General features: G+C 60.4%; 15 protein-coding genes. 13 read left to right on the top strand and 2 right to left on the bottom strand.

Annotated elements, in window-relative coordinates; all coding sequences use genetic code 11:
* The first annotated feature begins 4 nt into the window (after positions 1-4).
* From AC3IT9_RS03165 to AC3IT9_RS03105, 13 genes are all read left to right on the top strand, one after another.
* Positions 5-1,951, top strand: a complete 1,947-nt coding sequence (locus tag AC3IT9_RS03165) for a methyl-accepting chemotaxis protein (protein WP_489272017.1) — start codon at positions 5-7, stop codon at positions 1,949-1,951.
* Between the two features lie 172 nt (positions 1,952-2,123).
* Complete coding sequence (locus tag AC3IT9_RS03160; protein ID WP_489272015.1) at positions 2,124-3,869, top strand: protein-disulfide reductase DsbD; 1,746 nt, start codon at positions 2,124-2,126, stop codon at positions 3,867-3,869.
* 132 nt (positions 3,870-4,001) lie between these two features.
* Positions 4,002-4,457 (top strand): type II 3-dehydroquinate dehydratase, encoded by a 456-nt coding sequence (gene aroQ / locus AC3IT9_RS03155; protein WP_150727804.1) that lies wholly within the window; start codon positions 4,002-4,004, stop codon positions 4,455-4,457.
* 24 nt (positions 4,458-4,481) lie between these two features.
* The gene (gene accB / locus AC3IT9_RS03150) at positions 4,482-4,946 is read left to right on the top strand and encodes an acetyl-CoA carboxylase biotin carboxyl carrier protein (protein WP_150727805.1); all 465 of its coding nucleotides are present in this window, start codon (positions 4,482-4,484) and stop codon (positions 4,944-4,946) included.
* A 17-nt stretch (positions 4,947-4,963) separates the two neighbouring features.
* Entirely contained in the window at positions 4,964-6,322 is a 1,359-nt protein-coding gene (accC, locus tag AC3IT9_RS03145) for an acetyl-CoA carboxylase biotin carboxylase subunit (RefSeq protein WP_150727806.1), read from the top strand.
* Positions 6,323-6,622: 300 nt separating this feature from the next.
* Positions 6,623-7,501 carry a 50S ribosomal protein L11 methyltransferase gene (gene prmA / locus AC3IT9_RS03140; protein WP_150727807.1) on the top strand — a complete coding sequence of 293 codons (879 nt, stop codon included), beginning with the start codon at positions 6,623-6,625 and terminating at the stop codon, positions 7,499-7,501.
* A 30-nt stretch (positions 7,502-7,531) separates the two neighbouring features.
* Positions 7,532-8,785, top strand: coding sequence for a DUF3426 domain-containing protein (locus AC3IT9_RS03135; RefSeq protein WP_489272013.1), 1,254 nt, complete (start codon positions 7,532-7,534; stop codon positions 8,783-8,785).
* A gap of 184 nt (positions 8,786-8,969) precedes the next feature.
* Positions 8,970-9,980, top strand: coding sequence for a tRNA dihydrouridine synthase DusB (gene dusB, locus AC3IT9_RS03130; RefSeq protein ID WP_489272011.1), 1,011 nt, complete (start codon positions 8,970-8,972; stop codon positions 9,978-9,980).
* Positions 9,977-10,297 carry a DNA-binding transcriptional regulator Fis gene (fis, locus tag AC3IT9_RS03125; protein WP_015093301.1) on the top strand — a complete coding sequence of 107 codons (321 nt, stop codon included), beginning with the start codon at positions 9,977-9,979 and terminating at the stop codon, positions 10,295-10,297. The genes dusB and fis overlap by 4 nt, the downstream gene beginning before the upstream one ends.
* A gap of 82 nt (positions 10,298-10,379) precedes the next feature.
* Positions 10,380-11,987, top strand: coding sequence for a bifunctional phosphoribosylaminoimidazolecarboxamide formyltransferase/IMP cyclohydrolase (purH, locus tag AC3IT9_RS03120; protein ID WP_489272010.1), 1,608 nt, complete (start codon positions 10,380-10,382; stop codon positions 11,985-11,987).
* Positions 11,988-12,176: 189 nt separating this feature from the next.
* The gene (purD, locus tag AC3IT9_RS03115; RefSeq protein ID WP_095944207.1) at positions 12,177-13,472 is read left to right on the top strand and encodes a phosphoribosylamine--glycine ligase; all 1,296 of its coding nucleotides are present in this window, start codon (positions 12,177-12,179) and stop codon (positions 13,470-13,472) included.
* A gap of 100 nt (positions 13,473-13,572) precedes the next feature.
* On the top strand, positions 13,573-16,350 hold the full coding sequence (locus AC3IT9_RS03110; protein WP_150727811.1) for a hybrid sensor histidine kinase/response regulator: 2,778 nt from the start codon (positions 13,573-13,575) through the stop codon (positions 16,348-16,350).
* A gap of 65 nt (positions 16,351-16,415) precedes the next feature.
* A complete protein-coding gene (locus AC3IT9_RS03105; RefSeq protein ID WP_150755873.1) occupies positions 16,416-17,012 on the top strand; it encodes a MarC family protein in 597 nt (198 codons plus the stop codon).
* Positions 17,013-17,093: 81 nt separating this feature from the next.
* Here the strand turns inward: AC3IT9_RS03105 and AC3IT9_RS03100 are convergent, their stop codons facing one another.
* Together AC3IT9_RS03100 and AC3IT9_RS03095 are read right to left on the bottom strand one after the other, a co-directional pair.
* Positions 17,094-17,633 carry a hypothetical protein gene (locus tag AC3IT9_RS03100; protein WP_353742018.1) on the bottom strand — a complete coding sequence of 180 codons (540 nt, stop codon included), beginning with the start codon at positions 17,631-17,633 and terminating at the stop codon, positions 17,094-17,096.
* Positions 17,634-17,798: 165 nt separating this feature from the next.
* Positions 17,799-18,617, bottom strand: coding sequence for a hypothetical protein (locus AC3IT9_RS03095; protein WP_489272008.1), 819 nt, complete (start codon positions 18,615-18,617; stop codon positions 17,799-17,801).
* Positions 18,618-18,775: the final 158 nt, after the last annotated feature.

Genomic DNA, 18,775 nt, shown 5'->3' with positions numbered 1-18,775 from the left:
CGTAATGCGCCTGAAGCTGCTGACCAATCTTAATACCCTCCTTCTGGTGGCCGTGTGCGTGGCCCTCGGCGCTACGCTGTGGTGGTCGCAGAAAGCCCTTGAGCGTCCGTATCTATTAATGGAGCGCTACCTGGGCCTGTCGCAGCAGTTTCAGAATGAAGTCGCCCGCAGCGTCGAGGATTACCTGGGCAGCGGCGATGCGCTGCGCCTGAGCAGTGCCGCCCAAGGCATCGACAGCCTGCAAAAAGAACTCGGCGAATTGCCACCGGCCTTGGCCGAGACCTTGCGCCCCAGCCTGTCGAACCTTGAAGAGTTCAGCAAAACCGACCTGCTGGCCGCCGGCAAACTGGCAGGTGATCCGCAGGCCTTGCTGCTGCAGGCCGAGCGCGAACTGGGTGCCAGTCTCGATCAGCTCAGCCAGTACGCCAGTGGCAATGCGGCCTACCTGACGCCTCTGCTCACCGCATCGCAGCACCTGGGTAAATTGTCCCTGGCCCGGGACAAACTGGTCAGCAGCGGCCGCAGTGAACTGGCCGCCGATGTCGAACGCGAAGTGGCCAATATCCGTGCCCAGGCAGAGAAACTCGACGCCCTGCCATTGCTGGGCGTGACCGCCAGCAGCGAGTCGAACACCGATGATTTCGCCTCGATGATGGGCCTTGAGAACAAGGAAAAAACCGTCGCCGAAGATGCCGGCGTCGGCCTCAAGCGCGAGCTCAACAGCCTGCTCACCCGCTACCCGGCCGAGCTCTCGCGCACTCGCGATCAAATCCGCAAACGCGCCGACCTCAGCGCGGCTACCCACCTGAAAATCGCCGATGTGCAACAGGCCATTGCCGGGCTGGAACCGGTGGTGCGCGCCCAGCACGGGCAGATCCAGGGTGAAGTGCGGCTGATGCAAGGCGTGATGATCGGGTTGATTCTGTTGATCGCCCTGCTGATCGACACCCTGCAGCGCAAACTGGCACGGACCCTGACCAACCTCGCCCCGGCCCTCTCGACCTGGGCCGAAGGCGACTTCAGCCGCGACATTCAACTGGGCAATACCAACCGCGAATTGCATGACATTGAAGCTTCGCTCAACCGCTTGCGCGCTTATCTGGTGGACTTGGTGGGGACCATTCGCCGCAATGCCGAACAGGTGGCCGGCAGCAGTCGCACCCTGGCCGAGCTGAGCAATGACCTGCATGACGGTGCCGAGCATCAGGCCGGCGACACGGCACTGATCCGCGATTCCCTCAGCGAACTGGAGGCGACCATTCAACAAGTCGCCGGCGATGCCAGTCAGGCCGCCGACGCCAGCCGCCACGCCGGCCTGGCCGTGGAGCACGGACAGAAAGTCATCGGCCTGAGCCTCACCGGCCTGCATGCGCTGGTGGATGAGGTGCAAGGCAATGCGCAAATGATCGAACACCTGGCCGAAGAGTCGGCCACCATCGGCGGCGTGTTGACGGTGATCCGCTCGATTGCCGACCAGACCAACCTGCTGGCCTTGAACGCCGCTATCGAAGCGGCCCGGGCCGGAGAGATGGGGCGTGGCTTTGCCGTGGTGGCAGAAGAGGTGCGCTCACTGGCGCAACGTACCGCCGGGGCCACGGCAGAAATCCAGACGCTGATCGCAGGGCTGCAAACCGCCGCGCGGCAATCGGTGGAAGGCATGCGCGCCCAGGTCGAACACGCCGAAGCCACGGCCAGCCAGGCCCAGGCCGCTGACGGCGCGCTGGATAAAATCGTCGGGGCGATCCAGACCATTTCCAACACGGCGGTACGCATCGCCGATGTCACCGCCCAGCAGAGCGGCGCTGTCAGCGAAATCCGTGACCACAGTGAGCGGATTCATCAGTTGGGTGGGGATAACTTGCTGCGTATTGGCGAAGGGCGTGAGCAAGGGGAGAACTTGCTGGTGCTGGGTGGGCGATTGCACACGGCCGTTCAGGCTTTCCGCGTCTAACAGACCGCCATCGCGAGCAGGCTCGCTCCCACATTTGATTTGTGCACGGCGCAGATCCCCTGTGGGAGCGAGCCTGCTCGCGATGGCGTCAGAACAAACACCTCAGACTCCCCTCCTGCATACCACGCCGCCGTCCGCTATCATCCCCCCAATTCCGATACGCGAGATCGTCATGCGCCGTTTGCTTTGCCTGCTGTTTTTAGTGTTCGCCCTGCCGGCCAGCGCCACTGGCTTGCTGGAGAACCGCCCCAGCTCAAGCCTGGGCTCGATCAACAACAGCGCCGACTTCCTGCCGGTACGCGAAGCATTCCGGCTGAGCCTGGTAGACAGCACGCCGCAATCGATCAAGCTGCGTTTCGTCGCCACCGAAGGTTATTACCTCTACCGTCACCGCTTTCAATTTCGCGCCGATCCAGCCGATGTTGTCCTCGGCGCGGCGAAACTGCCTGACGGTCAGAAAAAGCACGATGAATACTTCGGCGATGTCGAGGTCTATCACGGCATTCTCGACGTCGAGTTGCCGCGCACCGACCAACGCGCCTTCACCCTGGTCGTGACTTATCAGGGATGTGCCGACAAAGGCCTGTGTTATCCACCGGAAACCGAGCGCCTGAGCATCGATGGCAGCGGCGCTCCGGTCACGGTTTATCCATGGAGCTGGCGCGAACTGGCGTTGTTTTTCCTCGCGGGCCTGGGTCTGACGTTCACGCCATGCGTGCTGCCCATGTTGCCGATCCTTTCTGGTGTGGTGCTGCGCGGTCAGAGCGGTGGCTGGCGCGGTTTCAATCTGTCACTGGCCTATGTGCTGCCGATGGCCGCCTGCTTTGCCCTGCTCGGAGCCCTGATGGGCCTGTTCGGTGCCCAGCTCAATCTACAGGCGCGACTGCAATCGGCCTGGGTGCTGGCGCCGTTCGCGATGTTTTTCGCCGTGTTTGCCTTGGCGATGTTTGGCGTCTTCGAACTCAAGTTGCCACATGCCATCAGCAGTCGCCTGGACCACATCGCCGGTCGCACCAAAGGCGGGTCACTGTGGGGCGCCGCAGTGTTGGGCGTGGTCTCCAGCTTGCTGGTTTCACCCTGCGTTTCGGCGCCATTGGCCGGGGCGCTGCTGTACATCAGCGCCAGTGGCGATGCGCTGGGCGGCGGCTTGAAACTGTTCATGCTCGGCCTCGGCATGGGCGCACCGCTGTTGCTGGTGGCCACCGGTGGCGCAGCCTGGCTGCCAAAAAGCGGTCCGTGGCTGGTCTACGTGAAAAACGCGATTGGCGTGTTGTTGCTCGGGCTGGCCATCGGCCTGCTTGGCCGCGTCTTGCCGGGTCAGGTCACCTTGCTGCTGATCGGTTTGCTGGCCGGCGGTGTCGGTTTGTTCATGGGGGCGCTGGAGTTCGTCTATAAACCGCCGCGCAAACGCCTGGGCCAATTGCTCGGCATGTTTTTGCTGTTTTATGCACTGGCCTGCTGGTACGGCGCCTTCAGCGGCCAGACCGACCCGCTCAACCCGATTGGCCAGCCCCGTATCGTTGACAGCAACGGACAAGCGCAAAACGCCAGCACCTGGCAAACCCTCAGCACGCCGGCCGAACTGGATCGCGCACTCGCCGACGCACGATCATCCGGCACACCGCTGCTGCTCGACTGGTACGCCGACTGGTGCATCAGCTGCAAAGTCATCGAGCGTGAGGTGCTGGACGACCCTATCGTCATCGAACGCCTCAAGGGTTACCGGCTGATCCGCTTCGACATCACCGCCAGCAACGTCGAGCAACGCGCCCTGCTCGACCGTTACCAGTTGTTCGGCCCACCGGCCCTGATGTTTTTCGGCAAGGACGGCGTCGAACGCGCCGATGTGCGAGTGATCGGCGAGATCAACGCCAAGGACTTCGCCGAACGTGTAACCAGGGCGAATGACCAAATTTAATTAAGCAGTCATATATTTCGCGCAAACATCGGTCATCGTGCTGGCTATTGCAGAGAACTGGACAGTCACAAAGGCTTTGCGGCATAGTCGCCGGGTTCTGACAATTGCTCACAGATAACATAGGAACCGCCGATGGCGACGCTACTCGTTCTGCACGGACCCAACCTGAATTTGCTCGGCACCCGCGAACCGGGCACTTACGGCTCCACGACGCTGGCGCAGATCAACCAGGACCTGGAACGCCGTGCCCGCGAAGCCGGTCACCATTTGCTGCACCTGCAAAGCAACGCCGAGTACGAATTGATCGACCGCATCCACGCTGCCCGCAGTGAAGGCGTGGACTTCATTCTGATCAACCCAGCAGCTTTTACACATACAAGTGTCGCATTACGTGACGCGCTGCTGGCGGTGAGCATCCCATTCATCGAAGTGCATTTGTCTAACGTGCACAAACGCGAACCTTTCCGCCATCACTCTTACTTCTCCGACGTAGCGGTGGGAGTGATCTGCGGCCTTGGCGCCAGCGGTTATCGACTGGCCCTGGAGGCCGCCCTGGAACAGCTTGAACAACAAGTTAACCGCCCCTGACCGACCCTTGGGAGTTGATGATTCATGGATATCCGTAAAGTTAAGAAACTGATCGAATTGCTGGAAGAGTCCGGCATCGACGAGCTCGAGATCAAGGAAGGCGAAGAGTCCGTACGCATCAGCCGTCATAGCAAGACCCCGGCTCAGCAGTACTACGCGCCAGCTCCAATGCATGCTCCAGCCCCCGCGCCTGTCGCTGCCGCCGCTCCGGCTGCCGCTGCCGCACCTGTTGCTGCCGCCGCTCCAGCACTGAACGGCACCGTTGCCCGTTCGCCGATGGTCGGTACTTTCTATCGCAAGTCTTCGCCAACCTCGCCGTCCTTCGTGGAAGTCGGCCAGACCGTGAAGAAAGGCGACACCCTGTGCATCGTTGAAGCCATGAAGATGATGAACCACATCGAAGCTGAAACCAGCGGTGTGATCGAATCCATCCTCGTCGAAGACGGCCAGCCGGTTGAGTACGACCAACCGCTGTTCACCATCGTTTGAACCGCGGAGAGCCTTTGATGACTGCGAAGTTGGAAAAAGTTCTGATCGCCAACCGCGGTGAGATCGCCCTGCGGATCCTGCGCGCCTGCAAAGAAATGGGCATCAAGACCGTCGCCGTTTACTCCAAGGCTGACAAGGAACTGATGCACCTGGGCCTGGCAGACGAATCCGTCTGCATCGGTCCGGCATCGGCCGCCCACTCCTACCTGCACATTCCGGCAATCATTGCCGCGGCCGAAGTGACTGGCGCCACCGCCATTCACCCGGGCTACGGCTTCCTTGCGGAAAACGCCGACTTCGCCGAACAGGTCGAGAACTCCGGCTTCGCGTTCATTGGCCCGAAAGCCGAAACCATTCGCCTGATGGGCGACAAGGTATCGGCCAAGCACGCCATGATCGCTGCCGGCGTACCGACTGTTCCGGGTTCTGACGGCCCGCTGCCGGAAGACGAAGAAACCGCTCTGCGCATTGGTCGCGAAGTTGGTTACCCGGTGATCATCAAGGCCGCTGGCGGCGGCGGTGGTCGCGGCATGCGCGTTGTGCATAAAGAAGAAGACCTGATCTCCTTCGCGAAACTGACCCGTACCGAAGCGGGCGCTGCGTTCGGCAACCCGATGGTCTACCTGGAAAAATTCCTGACCAACCCACGTCACGTGGAAGTCCAGGTGCTTTCCGATGGCCAGGGCCACGCTATCCATCTGGGCGACCGCGACTGCTCGCTGCAACGCCGCCACCAGAAGGTTCTCGAAGAAGCGCCGGCACCGGGCATCGACGAGAACGCACGTGAGGAAGTCCTCGCCCGCTGCGTCAAGGCGTGCATCGACATCGGTTACCGTGGCGCAGGCACTTTCGAGTTCCTGTACGAGAACGGTCGCTTCTACTTCATCGAGATGAACACTCGTGTCCAGGTAGAGCACCCGGTTTCTGAAATGGTCACCGGCATCGACATCGTCAAGGAGATGCTCAGCATCGCCGCCGGCAACAAGCTGTCGTTCACCCAGGATGACGTGGTCATCCGCGGTCACGCGCTGGAATGCCGGATCAACGCCGAAGACCCGAAAACCTTCATGCCGAGCCCGGGCACGGTCAAGCATTTCCACGCCCCAGGCGGCAACGGCGTTCGCGTTGACTCGCACCTGTACAGTGGTTATGCCGTTCCGCCGAACTACGATTCGTTGATCGGCAAGCTGATCACTTACGGGGCAACCCGCGACGAAGCCATGGCGCGCATGCGCAATGCGCTGGACGAAATCGTGGTCGACGGGATCAAGACCAACATCCCGCTGCACCGCGACCTGACCCGCGACGAAGGCTTCTGCAAAGGGGGCGTGAACATTCACTACCTCGAGCACAAGCTGGCTGGCGAGAAGCACTAAGCTTCGACCCGATCGACAAAGCCGCCTTCGGGCGGCTTTGTTGTATCTGGACATTTCATCCAACTGAACACCGACCCTGTGGGAGCGAGCTTGCTCGCGATAGCGGTGTATCAGTCAACGCCGATACTGGATGTACCGGCCCCATCGCGAGCAAGCTCGCTCCCACAGGGTTTCGGGCTTAACCGGAAGTCGCGACAGCCCCAGGTCAACCCACTCCCACAAAACCCGCTCTCTCGCGTAAACTTGCGCCCTTCTCGCAGCCCGCTAGGCTGCAATCAATATTTTTCAAAGGTGCCCGCCATGCCTTGGCTGCAAGTACGTCTCGCCATCAGCCCAGAACAAGCCGAAACCTATGAAGACGCTTTCCTTGAAGTGGGCGCCGTGTCGGTGACCTTCATGGACGCCGAAGATCAGCCGATCTTCGAGCCGGAACTCAACACCACGCCACTGTGGTCTCACACGCACCTGCTGGCCCTGTTCGAAGGTGGCACCGAGCCAGGCCCGGTACTGGCCCATCTGGAGCTGCTGACCGGCAGCCCGCTGCCTGAACACCACAGCGAAGTGATCGAAGACCAGGACTGGGAACGCAGCTGGATGGACAATTTCCAGCCAATGCGCTTCGGCCAGCGCCTGTGGATCGTGCCGAGCTGGCACGCCGCGCCGGAACCTGACGCAGTGAATCTGCTGCTAGACCCGGGCCTGGCGTTCGGCACCGGCACCCACCCGACTACCGCGCTGTGCCTGGAATGGCTCGACGGCCAGGACCTGAAGGACTGCAACGTGCTGGACTTTGGCTGCGGCTCGGGGATTCTGGCGATTGCCGCCCTGCTGCTGGGCGCGAAAGAAGCGGTCGGCACCGACATCGACGTGCAGGCACTGGAAGCCTCGCGCGACAATGCCGGGCGTAACAACATTGCCGAACACCTGTTCCCGCTGTACCTGCCGCAAGACCTGCCGCAGGTGCAGGCCGACGTACTGGTGGCCAACATTCTCGCTGGTCCGCTGGTTTCCCTGGCGCCGCAGTTGTCAGGCCTGGTCAAGTCGGGCGGGCGCCTGGCGCTGTCGGGCATCCTCGCCGAGCAAGGCGATGAAGTCGCTGCGGCCTATGCCAAAGACTTCGATCTGGACCCGATCGCCAATCGCGATGGCTGGGTGCGCATCACTGGCCGTCGGCGCTAGAATGAGCGCCTGCATAATCCGGATCGCCGCATGACCGATAGCTTCGTCACTCAGTGCCCGCATTGCCAAACCAGCTTCCGCGTCAGCCATGCCCAGTTGAGCGTGGCGCGCGGGGTGGTTCGTTGCGGCTCCTGCCTGCAGGTGTTCAATGCCGCCAGGCAGTTGCTTGAGCAGGCCGGCAAGGAATCACCGGTCGCGACGCCGCTCCCGCCTGTGCAGCCTGCGGAGCCCCTCGATCCAACGCCGCCGCGCGCCATCAGCCAAAAGCAATGGAGCGCGACCGAACTGGACCTGGACAGTCTCGACCTCGACGAAGAGCTCGCCCGGCTCGAACAGCGGGAAATCCAGCCGACCACCGAGTTCGGCCGCCATCGCGACGACTCGCTGAGTGCCCGTCGCGATAGCACCGGGCAGGACGACGAGGGGCCGTGGTCCGACAGCCTGTTCAGTGCGTCGGCGGCCGATCGTGCGCCAGTCGACGAACCACTCGACAGCCTTGAAGCGCCAGAGCCGACACCTGAACCGAGCAAAGCCTCGCGCACCGAACCTTCGCTGTCCCTGGAACCGGTTGATCTCGACGACGAGCAGCAACCACCCCAGCTGCGCCTGAACGACCCGCTCGATGCACCGCTGAACCACGAACGCCTGTCGGCCGCCGACGAGAGCGAAATCGACGACGACCTGCCCTCGATCGAACCGCTGCGCAAGCGACGCGAACGCAGCGAACCGGGCGTGCGCGCCGAGATGCTGCAAGACCTGACCGACGATCCGCTGCAACTGGACTGGCAAAAACGCCGCTCGCCCTGGGGGCGGCGGCTGTTGTGGTTGCTGCTGGTGCTGATTGCCGCTGGCGCCCTCGCCGGCCAGTACATCGCCTACCATTTCGACGAATTGGCGCGACAGGATCAATATCGCCCGTGGTTCCAGCAACTGTGCCCGCAAATCGGCTGCACCGTGCCCTCCAAGGTCGACATCGCGAAAATCAAGAGCAGCAACCTGGTGGTGCGCAGCCATCCCGAGTTCAATGGCGCCCTGGTGGTCGATGCGATCATCTATAACCGCGCGCCCTTCTCCCAGCCCTTCCCGCTGTTGGAACTGCGCTTCGCCGACCTCAATGGCCACCTGATCGCCAGTCGCCGCTTCAAACCCGGCGAGTACCTCAATGGCGATCTCGAAGGCATGGCGGAAATGCCTCCGCAAACGCCGATCCACATTGCCCTGGACATTCTCGACCCTGGTGCCAAGGCCGTGAACTACAGTTTGAGCTTTCACTCTCCGGAGTGAAACGCTTCATCGTTCCGGGATTAACGTCGGTTTTCTGACGCCCCCTGGCCAACCAAACCACGGGTAATAACAGAATAACTGTTCAGATTTTGTTCAATTCAGCCTTTATCCAGTCATCGAGAGCGGGTATCATGCCAACCCTTTTTCGAACTCTCATGATCCGGCCCCACAACAGGGAAGTCCTATGTCGGCGGTACGCATCGGCCCATACACATTACATAACAGCTTGATTCTCGCCCCCATGGCGGGAGTCACCGACCAGCCCTTTCGTCAGCTGTGCAAGCGCTTGGGCGCGGGCCTGGTCGTCTCGGAAATGGTCACCAGCGACATGAGTTTGTGGAACACCCGCAAATCGCGCATGCGCATGATCCACGAAGGCGATCCCGAGCCACGCTCGGTACAGATCGCCGGTGGTGATGCGCAGATGCTGGCGGACGCGGCCCGGGCCAACGTCGAGCTGGGCGCACAGATTATTGATATCAACATGGGTTGTCCGGCGAAGAAGGTCTGCAACAAGGCCGCCGGTTCCGCCCTGTTGAAGGATGAAGCATTGGTCACCGAGATCCTGCAGGCCGTCGTGGCTGCGGTCGATGTGCCGGTGACCCTGAAGATCCGGACCGGCTGGGACCGGGACAACAAGAACGGCCTGACGGTGGCGAAGATCGCCGAACAGGCAGGCATTACGGCGCTGGCGGTGCATGGCCGCACCCGAGCCGACCTGTACACCGGTGAAGCCGAGTACGACACCATTGCCGCGATCAAGCAGGCGGTGTCGATTCCGGTCTTCGCCAATGGCGATATCGATTCGCCGGAAAAGGCCCGATACGTGATCGACGCGACCGGTGCCGATGGCCTGTTGATTGGCCGGGCTGCCCAGGGGCGGCCATGGATTTTTCGCGAGATCGACCATTTCCTGCGTACCGGCGAGAAACTCCCGGCGCTGGAACTGATCGAGGTGGAACGCATTCTGCTAGAGCATCTGGCCGCCCTGCACGCCTTCTATGGCGATGTCATGGGTGTGCGCATTGCTCGAAAGCATGTGGGCTGGTATCTCGCAACCCTGCCGGGCGCCAGGGAGTTTCGCGCCCACTTCAATCGTTTGGATGGTACGGATACACAATGCGCCAACGTTCGGGCGTTTTTCGCCGAGCGTTACAAGAGCCTGACAGGGGACGGAGAGTGGGTGGCCGCATGACGATGATGACCGAGACTTTAGTGAGTGGAACAACACCCGTGAGCGACAACGTAAATTTGAAACAGCACCTCAATACGCCAAGCGAAGAAGGCCAGACCCTTCGCGGGAGTGTCGAGAAGGCGCTGCACAATTATTTCGCCCACCTTGAGGGCGCTGCCGTCACGGATGTGTACAACCTGGTGCTCTCCGAAGTCGAGGCTCCCCTGCTCGAGTGCGTGATGAATTACGTCAAGGGCAACCAGACCAAGGCCAGCGAGATGCTCGGGCTGAACCGGGGCACGCTGCGCAAGAAACTCAAGCAGTACGATTTGCTGTAAGCATTCAATCAAACCAGAAAGGCGCCCGCGTAAAACCGGTCGCCTTTTTTGCTGACTTCCTTTGCTTTTGATGGAAATTGAGATGACCGACCAGACTACCCGCCTGCCGATCCGCCGCGCCTTGATCAGCGTTTCCGACAAGACCGGGATCCTCGAATTCGCCAAGGAGCTTGAAGCCCTGGGCGTCGAGATCCTCTCCACCGGCGGAACGTTCAAGCTGCTGCAGGACAACGGCGTTGCCGCAGTGGAAGTCGCTGATTACACCGGCTTTGCGGAAATGATGGACGGCCGGGTGAAGACCCTGCACCCGAAAATCCACGGCGGGATCCTCGGTCGTCGCGGTATCGACGACGCCATCATGAACGAGCACGGCATCAAGCCGATCGACCTGGTAGCGGTCAACCTGTACCCGTTCGAAGCCACCATCAGCAAGCCAGGCTGCGACCTGCCGACCGCCATCGAGAACATCGACATCGGCGGCCCGACCATGGTTCGTTCGGCAGCGAAAAACCATAAAGACGTGGCCATCGTGGTCAACGCCGGCGATTACGCCAGCGTCCTGGAAAGCCTCAAGGCCGGTGGCCTGACCTACGCCCAGCGTTTCGACCTGATGCTCAAGGCCTTCGAGCACACCGCCGCCTACGACGGCATGATCGCCAACTACATGGGCACCGTGAACCAGGCAGCCGAAACCCTCTCGACCTCCGGTCGCAGCGAATTCCCGCGCACCTTCAACAGCCAGTTCATCAAGGCCCAGGAAATGCGCTACGGCGAGAACCCGCACCAGAGCGCGGCGTTCTATGTTGAAGCCAAGCCTGCCGAAGTCGGCATCGCCACCGCGACCCAACTGCAAGGCAAGGAACTGTCGTACAACAACGTGGCAGACACTGACGCCGCGCTGGAATGCGTGAAGAGCTTCGTCAAGCCGGCTTGCGTAATCGTCAAGCACGCCAACCCGTGCGGCGTGGCTGTCAGCCCTGATGCCGAAGGCGGCATCCGTCAGGCCTACGAACTGGCCTACGCTACCGACACTGAATCGGCGTTCGGCGGCATCATCGCCTTCAACCGTGAACTGGACGCCGAGACCGCCAAGGCCATCGTCGAGCGTCAGTTCGTCGAAGTGATCATCGCTCCGTCGGTCAGCGAAGAAGCCCGCGCCATCGTCGCCGCCAAAGCCAACGTACGCCTGCTGGCCTGCGGCGAGTGGTCGGCTGACCGCGCGGCGGCCTGGGACTACAAGCGCGTCAACGGTGGCCTGCTGGTACAGAGCCGCGACATCGGCATGATCGGCGCCAATGACCTGAAAGTGGTGACCAAGCGTGCACCGTCCGAACAGGAAATCCACGACCTGATCTTCGCCTGGAAAGTCGCCAAGTACGTCAAGTCCAACGCCATCGTCTACGCCAAGAATCGCCAGACCATCGGTGTCGGCGCCGGCCAGATGAGCCGCGTGAACTCCGCGCGAATTGCTGCCATCAAGGCTGAGCACGCGGGCCTGCAGGTAGCCGGTTCGGTGATGGCTTCCGACGCATTCTTCCCGTTCCGCGACGGTCTGGACAATGCGGCCAAGGCGGGCGTGACTGCCGTGATCCAACCAGGCGGCTCGATGCGTGATGCCGAAGTGATTGCTGCTGCCGACGAAGCCGGCATCGCGATGGTGTTCACCGGCATGCGCCACTTCCGTCACTAATACGGCAACGGTCGCACTGACGCCGGCATCTGCTGCGTTGGAGCCCACCTCGATGATGCTCATTGCCAAAAGGCAACTCCGCTCATCGAGGTGGGCTCCGCCTTGCATCTACCGGCGTCATTGCAACCTCCTAGGGCGTAAAGCGCTTTAGGTTCTAAAACAGAATTAGCGTCATCCGAGGTTTTTGAAATGAATGTTTTGATCATTGGCAGCGGTGGCCGTGAACACGCCCTGGCCTGGAAAGTGGCTCAGGATCCGCGTGTGCAGAAGGTATTCGTGGCTCCGGGCAACGCCGGTACCGCCATCGAAGCCAAGTGCGAGAACGTCGCCATCGACGTACTGGCGCTTGAGCAACTGGCAGACTTTGCCGAGAAAAACGTTTCCCTGACCATCGTTGGCCCTGAAGTGCCGCTGGTTGCCGGTGTTGTGGATCTGTTCCGCAGCCGTGGCCTGGACTGCTTTGGTCCGACCGCTGGCGCCGCACAGCTGGAAGGTTCGAAAGCCTTCACCAAGGACTTCCTGGCTCGCCACAAGATCCCGACTGCCGACTACCAGAACTTCACCGAAATCGAGCCGGCCCTGGCTTACCTGCGTGAAAAAGGCGCTCCGATCGTGATCAAGGCCGACGGCCTGGCCGCTGGTAAAGGCGTGATCGTCGCCATGACCCTGGCCGAAGCCGAAGACGCCGTGCGCGACATGCTGGCGGGCAATGCCTTCGGCGATGCGGGTTCGCGCGTGGTCATCGAAGAGTTCCTCGACGGCGAAGAAGCCAGCTTCATCGTCATGGTCGACGGCAAGAACGTGTTGCCGATGGCCACCAGCCAGGATCACAAACGCGTCGGCGACGGCGACACCGGTCCAAACACCGGCGGCATGGGTGCTTACTCCCCGGCGCCAGTGGTCACCGCCGAGGTGCACAAGCGCGTCATGGACCTGGTGATCTGGCCGACCGTGCGCGGCATGGCCGAGGAAGGCAACGTCTACACTGGTTTCCTGTACGCCGGCCTGATGATCGACAAGGCTGGTAACCCTAAAGTCATCGAATTCAACTGCCGCTTCGGCGACCCTGAGACCCAACCGGTGATGCTGCGCCTGCAGTCGAGCCTGGTGCTGTTGGTCGAAGCCGCCCTTGCGCAGGCGCTGGATAAAGTAGAAGCGCAATGGGATCCACGTCCGAGCGTCGGTATCGTGCTGGCCGCAGGCGGCTATCCTGGTGACTACGCCAAAGGCGTGGCCATCAATGGCCTGGATGCAGCAGCAGCACTGGAAGGCAAAGTCTTCCACGCCGGTACTGCGCTCAAGGACGGTCAAGTCGTAACGGCCGGTGGTCGGGTGCTTTGCGCCACGGCCATGGGCGCCAGCGTCGACGCTGCACAGCAGCAGGCTTACAAACTGGCGGCATCGATTGACTGGGAAGGCTGTTTCTATCGCAAGGACATTGGCTACCGTGCCATTGCCCGCGAGCGTGGCGAAAATCAGGAATAAGGTAAACACCGCGCCAGGCAATGAACACGGTTTATTGCCTGGCTGTTCCGGCGTCGCGCATCGTTATATTCTGGCATCAACCTAACGAAGGGATTTCGCCGTGCGCTGGCTCAGGATTGCCATAAGCTTGACTGTCACTTTGCTGACCTTGCTCTGCATGCTACCGGCCCAGGCCACGCAAGGCAGTGGCTGGGCGGTATTGCTCGACGAACAGGGCGACCTGCAACTGAGCGACATCCGTTCCGCACGTTACACCAATCAATTCAGCCCCATCGAACTCGACCGCATTACCGCGGCCGAACCCGATGGCGCGTTATGGTTGCGATTCAGGCTCGCGCCGGGCAAACACGAACAGTTGCTGCGGGTGTTCGCGCCTGACCTGCGCCAGTTCAACATGTACGTACTGGACGGCGACAAGCTGATCGATCAATCCAGCACGGGCAACGAACAGCCGCAATCCGAGCGACCATTGCCCAGCAGCGACTTCATGCTGGCTCTGCCGCAAAGCGACAACCCCCTCGACGTTTACCTGCGGCTGGCCTCCGATCACCAGTTACGACCCTATATCACCCTGCAATCGGCGATCCTCGCGGCTGCCAACCAGATCCAGACGCTGATCTATGGCCTGCTGTTCGGTTGCATCGCCATGTTGATCCTGCACAATCTCATCCGCTACACCTACACCCGCTCGCACAGTGCCCTCTGGTTGGCGACGTGCGAAGGGCTGTTGATGCTCAGCCTGCTGTTGTTGCTGAACCTCGCCGGTCCCTGGCTACCGGACTGGCATGCACTGCAAACGCCGGGGGCTTACCTGGCATTGTTAATGACTGCGCCCTGCGGCCTGATGCTTGCCCATCGTTTCTTCTCCCCGCTCGGGCCGCATCCGCTGAATCGGTTGCTGCTCGGCGAGGTCCTGCTCATCACCGCCTGCGGCCTGATGCTGCTGTTCGTCAATACCCTGCCGCTGAACTTCATTACCTATGGCCTGGTGGCCCTGGCAGGCCTGACCATGCTGTTCATCAGCGCCTACCACTGGCAAAAAGGTTATCGCCCGGCTCGCCTCTTCGTGGCGGCCATGGTGGTGTTCAACCTCGGGACACTGGTCATCCTGCCGGCGCTGTTGGGGCTGACCCTGATCGAACCCCATGGCCTGCTCACCACCTTGCTGCTGGTCATCTGCATCAGCGGCCTGCTGATGAGCATTGCATTGAGCGAGCGCCAGCGCCGCATCACCGAAGACCGTTTCAGCATCAGTCGTGACCTGGCGGCCAGCAACGCCGAGATCAACGCCAAGGCAGAGTTCCTGGCGAAGATCAGCCATGAAATCCGCACCCCGATGAACGGTGTCCTCGGCATGACCGAGCTGCTGCTGGGCACGCCGCTTTCGGTCAAGCAACGCGACTATGTGCAGACGATCCACAGCGCGGGCAACGAGCTGCTGACACTGATCAACGAAATTCTCGACATCTCCAGACTCGAGTCCGGGCAGATCGAGCTGGACGATGTGCAGTTCGACCTCAACGCGCTGATCGAAGACTGCCTGAACATCTTCCGCGCCAAGGCCGAGCAGCAAAACGTCGAGCTGATCAGCTTCATCCAGCCGCAAGTGCCGCGGGTGATCAGCGGTGACCCCACACGCCTGCGCCAGACGCTGTTGAGCCTGCTTGAAAACGCCCTGAAAAAAACCGATGAGGGCGAAATCCTGATCGTCGTGGCGCTCGACGAGCGCAACACCAAGCCACGCCTGCGTATCGCCGTGCAGGACAGCGGCGAGCCCATGAACGCCGAAGAACGCGACGCCCTGATGCACGCCGAACTGCACAGCCGGCATTTCCTTTCGGCCACCCACCTGGGCGGCAACCTGGGGCTGGTGATTGCCCGCCAGCTGATCCGCTTGATGCAGGGGGAATTCGGGATCAAGAGTGGCAGCAACCAGGGCAGCACCCTGTGGCTGACCCTGCCGCTGGACCCGGATCGCCTCGAACACCCGACCTCCGACCTCGACGGCCCGCTGCAAGGTGCGCGGGTATTGGTGGTGGACGATAATGAAACCTGTCGCAAGGTGCTGGTGCAGCAATGCAGCGCCTGGGGCCTGAATGTCAGCGCCGCGCCTTCCGGCAAGGAGGCACTCGCACTGCTGCGCACCAAGGCTCATTTGCGCGATTACTTCGATGTGGTCCTGCTGGACCAGAACATGCCCGGCATGACCGGCATGCAACTGGCGGCCAAGATCAAGGAAGACCCGAGCCTGAACCATGACATCCTGCTGATCATGCTCACAGGCATCAGCAACGCACCGAGCAAGATCATCGCGCGCAACTCCGGGATCAAGCGCATCCTCGCCAAACCGGTGGCCGGCTACACCCTCAAGACCACACTGGCCGACGAACTGACCCAACGCAACAACGGTCTCGTCGCCACCCACCCAGTGCAAAGCGATCCGGCCCTGCCGGTCAAGGTCCCCTGCGACTTCCGCATTCTGGTGGCCGAAGACAACAGCATTTCGACCAAGGTGATCCGCGGCATGCTGAGCAAGCTCAACCTGCAACCGGATACCGCCTGCAACGGCGAAGAAGCCTTGCAGGCGATGAAGGCCCAACGCTACGACCTGGTGCTGATGGACTGCGAAATGCCCATCCTCGATGGCTTTTCGGCTACCCAGCAGCTGCGCGCCTGGGAAGTCGGCAACCAGCGGACTCGCACCCCTGTGGTGGCGTTGACCGCCCATATCCTTGCCGAACACAAAGAGCGTGCGCGCCAGGCCGGCATGGACGGACACATGGCCAAGCCGGTGGAACTGTCGCAGTTGCGCGAACTGATCGAGCATTGGGTCGCCCAGCGTGACCAGCAGAATCGCACAACGACCCAAACGTCCTGAGCCGACAGACTTCGCAACCCCTGATAGACTCCCACTCGAATTCCCTCGCCAGTGAGCCCGGCACCATGCTCCATGTGTTGTTCAGCGTTTATCTGAAGATGCTGGTGCTCTACAGCCCATTCTTCGTGTTGTCCTGCTTCATCAGTCTGACCCGTGGTTATTCGCGCAAGGAACAACGACGGCTGGCCTGGAAAGTAGCGGTCGCTACCCTGGTCTCCAGTGTTCTGTTGTACTTGTTCGGCCGAGTGATTTTCACTGTCTTCGGCATTACCGTGGATGCCTTTCGCATCGGCGCCGGCAGTGTCCTGTTCATCTCCGCACTAGGGATGGCGCAAGGTAAATCGGCGGTACAGACCGACAACGTGCAGCAGGATGTGACCATCGTCCCGCTGACCATTCCGCTGACGGTCGGCCCCGGCACCATCGGCGCCTTGCTGGTGATGGGCGTGAGCCAGCCGCACTGGGACGACAAGCTCACTGCCATTGTCAGCATTGCCCTGGCCAGTTTCACCGTGGGCGTGGTGCTGTTTTTGTCCGGTCGTATCGAGCGCATTCTTGGCGACCAGGGGCTGCAGATCGTCAGCCGCTTGATGGGGTTGTTCGTGTGTGCACTGGCGGCGCAGATCATCTTCACCGGGGTGAAGGGTTATCTGGTGCCTTAAAGCACGTTTACCCAATTCCAAAAACAAGGCCCTGTGTGTCAATCACAGGGCCTTGTCTTTTATTGCGTGCAAAGCTTTCAATCAGGACTGGAGTTTGCGCACGAACACCTTGTTCGAATAAGCCTCGATTTTCTCGTGAACCCGTTTACGGTAGTTTTCAAACGCCCGTCGGTCGAACACAAACACCCCGCCATCGGGAATGATCTCCAGCACTCGATCGAACTCACTCCACAGGAAAAAGTCGCTTTCCATCACGGTCGCGCTGTAGCGCAAGCCAAGCAGGCAGACGACCACTTCACCCGAAGCGAGCCGCTCGCAAGGCGCGCATTTGAGGATACCCGAGCCGCCATTGGCAACATTGCTGCGAAAGAAATCCCAGGCAAACTCATCCAGCCGCAACGCCTTAAAGGTGTCCTCGAAGAGCTGGCCTAGGCGCTCCACGCCCAAGCGACCCATCACACTGTAACTGGCGCTGAGCAATTGACGGACACTCGTGACCAGGATCGGATCGGTCGGAACGATGGTCTTGAGCGAGTATCCCGCCTTGAGCAATCGCCCTTGAAAATAATCGAACCAGATTTTCTTCGAGACCTTGCCCGGATACTTTTCGTTAGCGGCCAACTCTGCGTACAGCAAACAGTCCTGTATATCCTGTTGATCTTGCGGACTCACACCTTGTGTAAAAGACAACAGACAGCCACCCACTACGGTGGCATTGACAGTTGCAGACATATTTACCACTCACAGTCAGCGCTTGAAACCGGCATTACCGATAAAAAGCCAGCCTCACTGCCCTGTTAATTGTTTGAAAAGGCCATCGGCAAACTTGTCGTTATACTCGTATATCGTATTCTTCTTTCGCTCGAATGCACGCCGATTAAAATTGCGCACACCCGCTCCCTGAAAAATCTGCACCCCTTGGGTCTTGTAAGTCACGAATAAGAAGTTGCCGTTGTATTCCTTGTCCACCAAGTCCAGGCCACCCATCAACATGGACATGCCGCCGTCAGCCGTCGTAATGCAAGGCACAGCCTTGAAGCTGACGACATCGTTTTTCTTGCTGCCGGCATCGACAATCTTCAGTGCGTCCTTATCGCCCTTAAGCTTGCTGAAACCCGATGCCACCAGGTTCAGGACGCTGCTTGCTCCACCAGAAACAACGGTCTCAAGCACTTGCAAAATCGCTTCATTCATCGTGATGGTGAGCTGTTTGCTGACGTATTTCTTGTAGGTGTAGCTTTGCGTCACCCAGCCCAGCGACAACAATGCCTCGTTGTACATCCGGTAGCGTTCTTCGTTGCTGGCTCCCTGGGGCAGTCGATTCCGGACCACTGCTTCGGCAAACTGCTGGCACTCCAGCGCAGCCTGCCTGTCGTCCTCCGAAAGCGCCTGTTCGAAGACCACCAGCGAGGGTCCTACTACCGAAGTCCCTACACCTTGCGCCGACGAATCACTCGATGCCGTCTCCAGGATCGAGGTGGAACGCTTGGTCCGCCGCCCTGGCGCGACGTTTTGCAGTTCTGCCGCAATGCCTTCGAAGTACTTATCCTGCATCGCATCATCAAATGCCATTTGAGTAACTGGTTGAATACTTATATCGCTCATTTAAATCTCCATTTAATTAACTTGCCACTCCATGCGACAACCTCAAACTAAAACAAAACACCGCCCCATTCAAAACAAAAACACTTAAAACTTATTTCAAATAGCAAGCATCAAAAAACCCACGACAACTTTCATTGACCATGGGCTAATCGTTAGTT

This window comes from Pseudomonas sp. KH_046_1, assembly GCF_057839025.1.
Note: the sequence above shows the minus strand (reverse complement) of the source record. Positions and strands in the feature narration are given on the sequence as shown.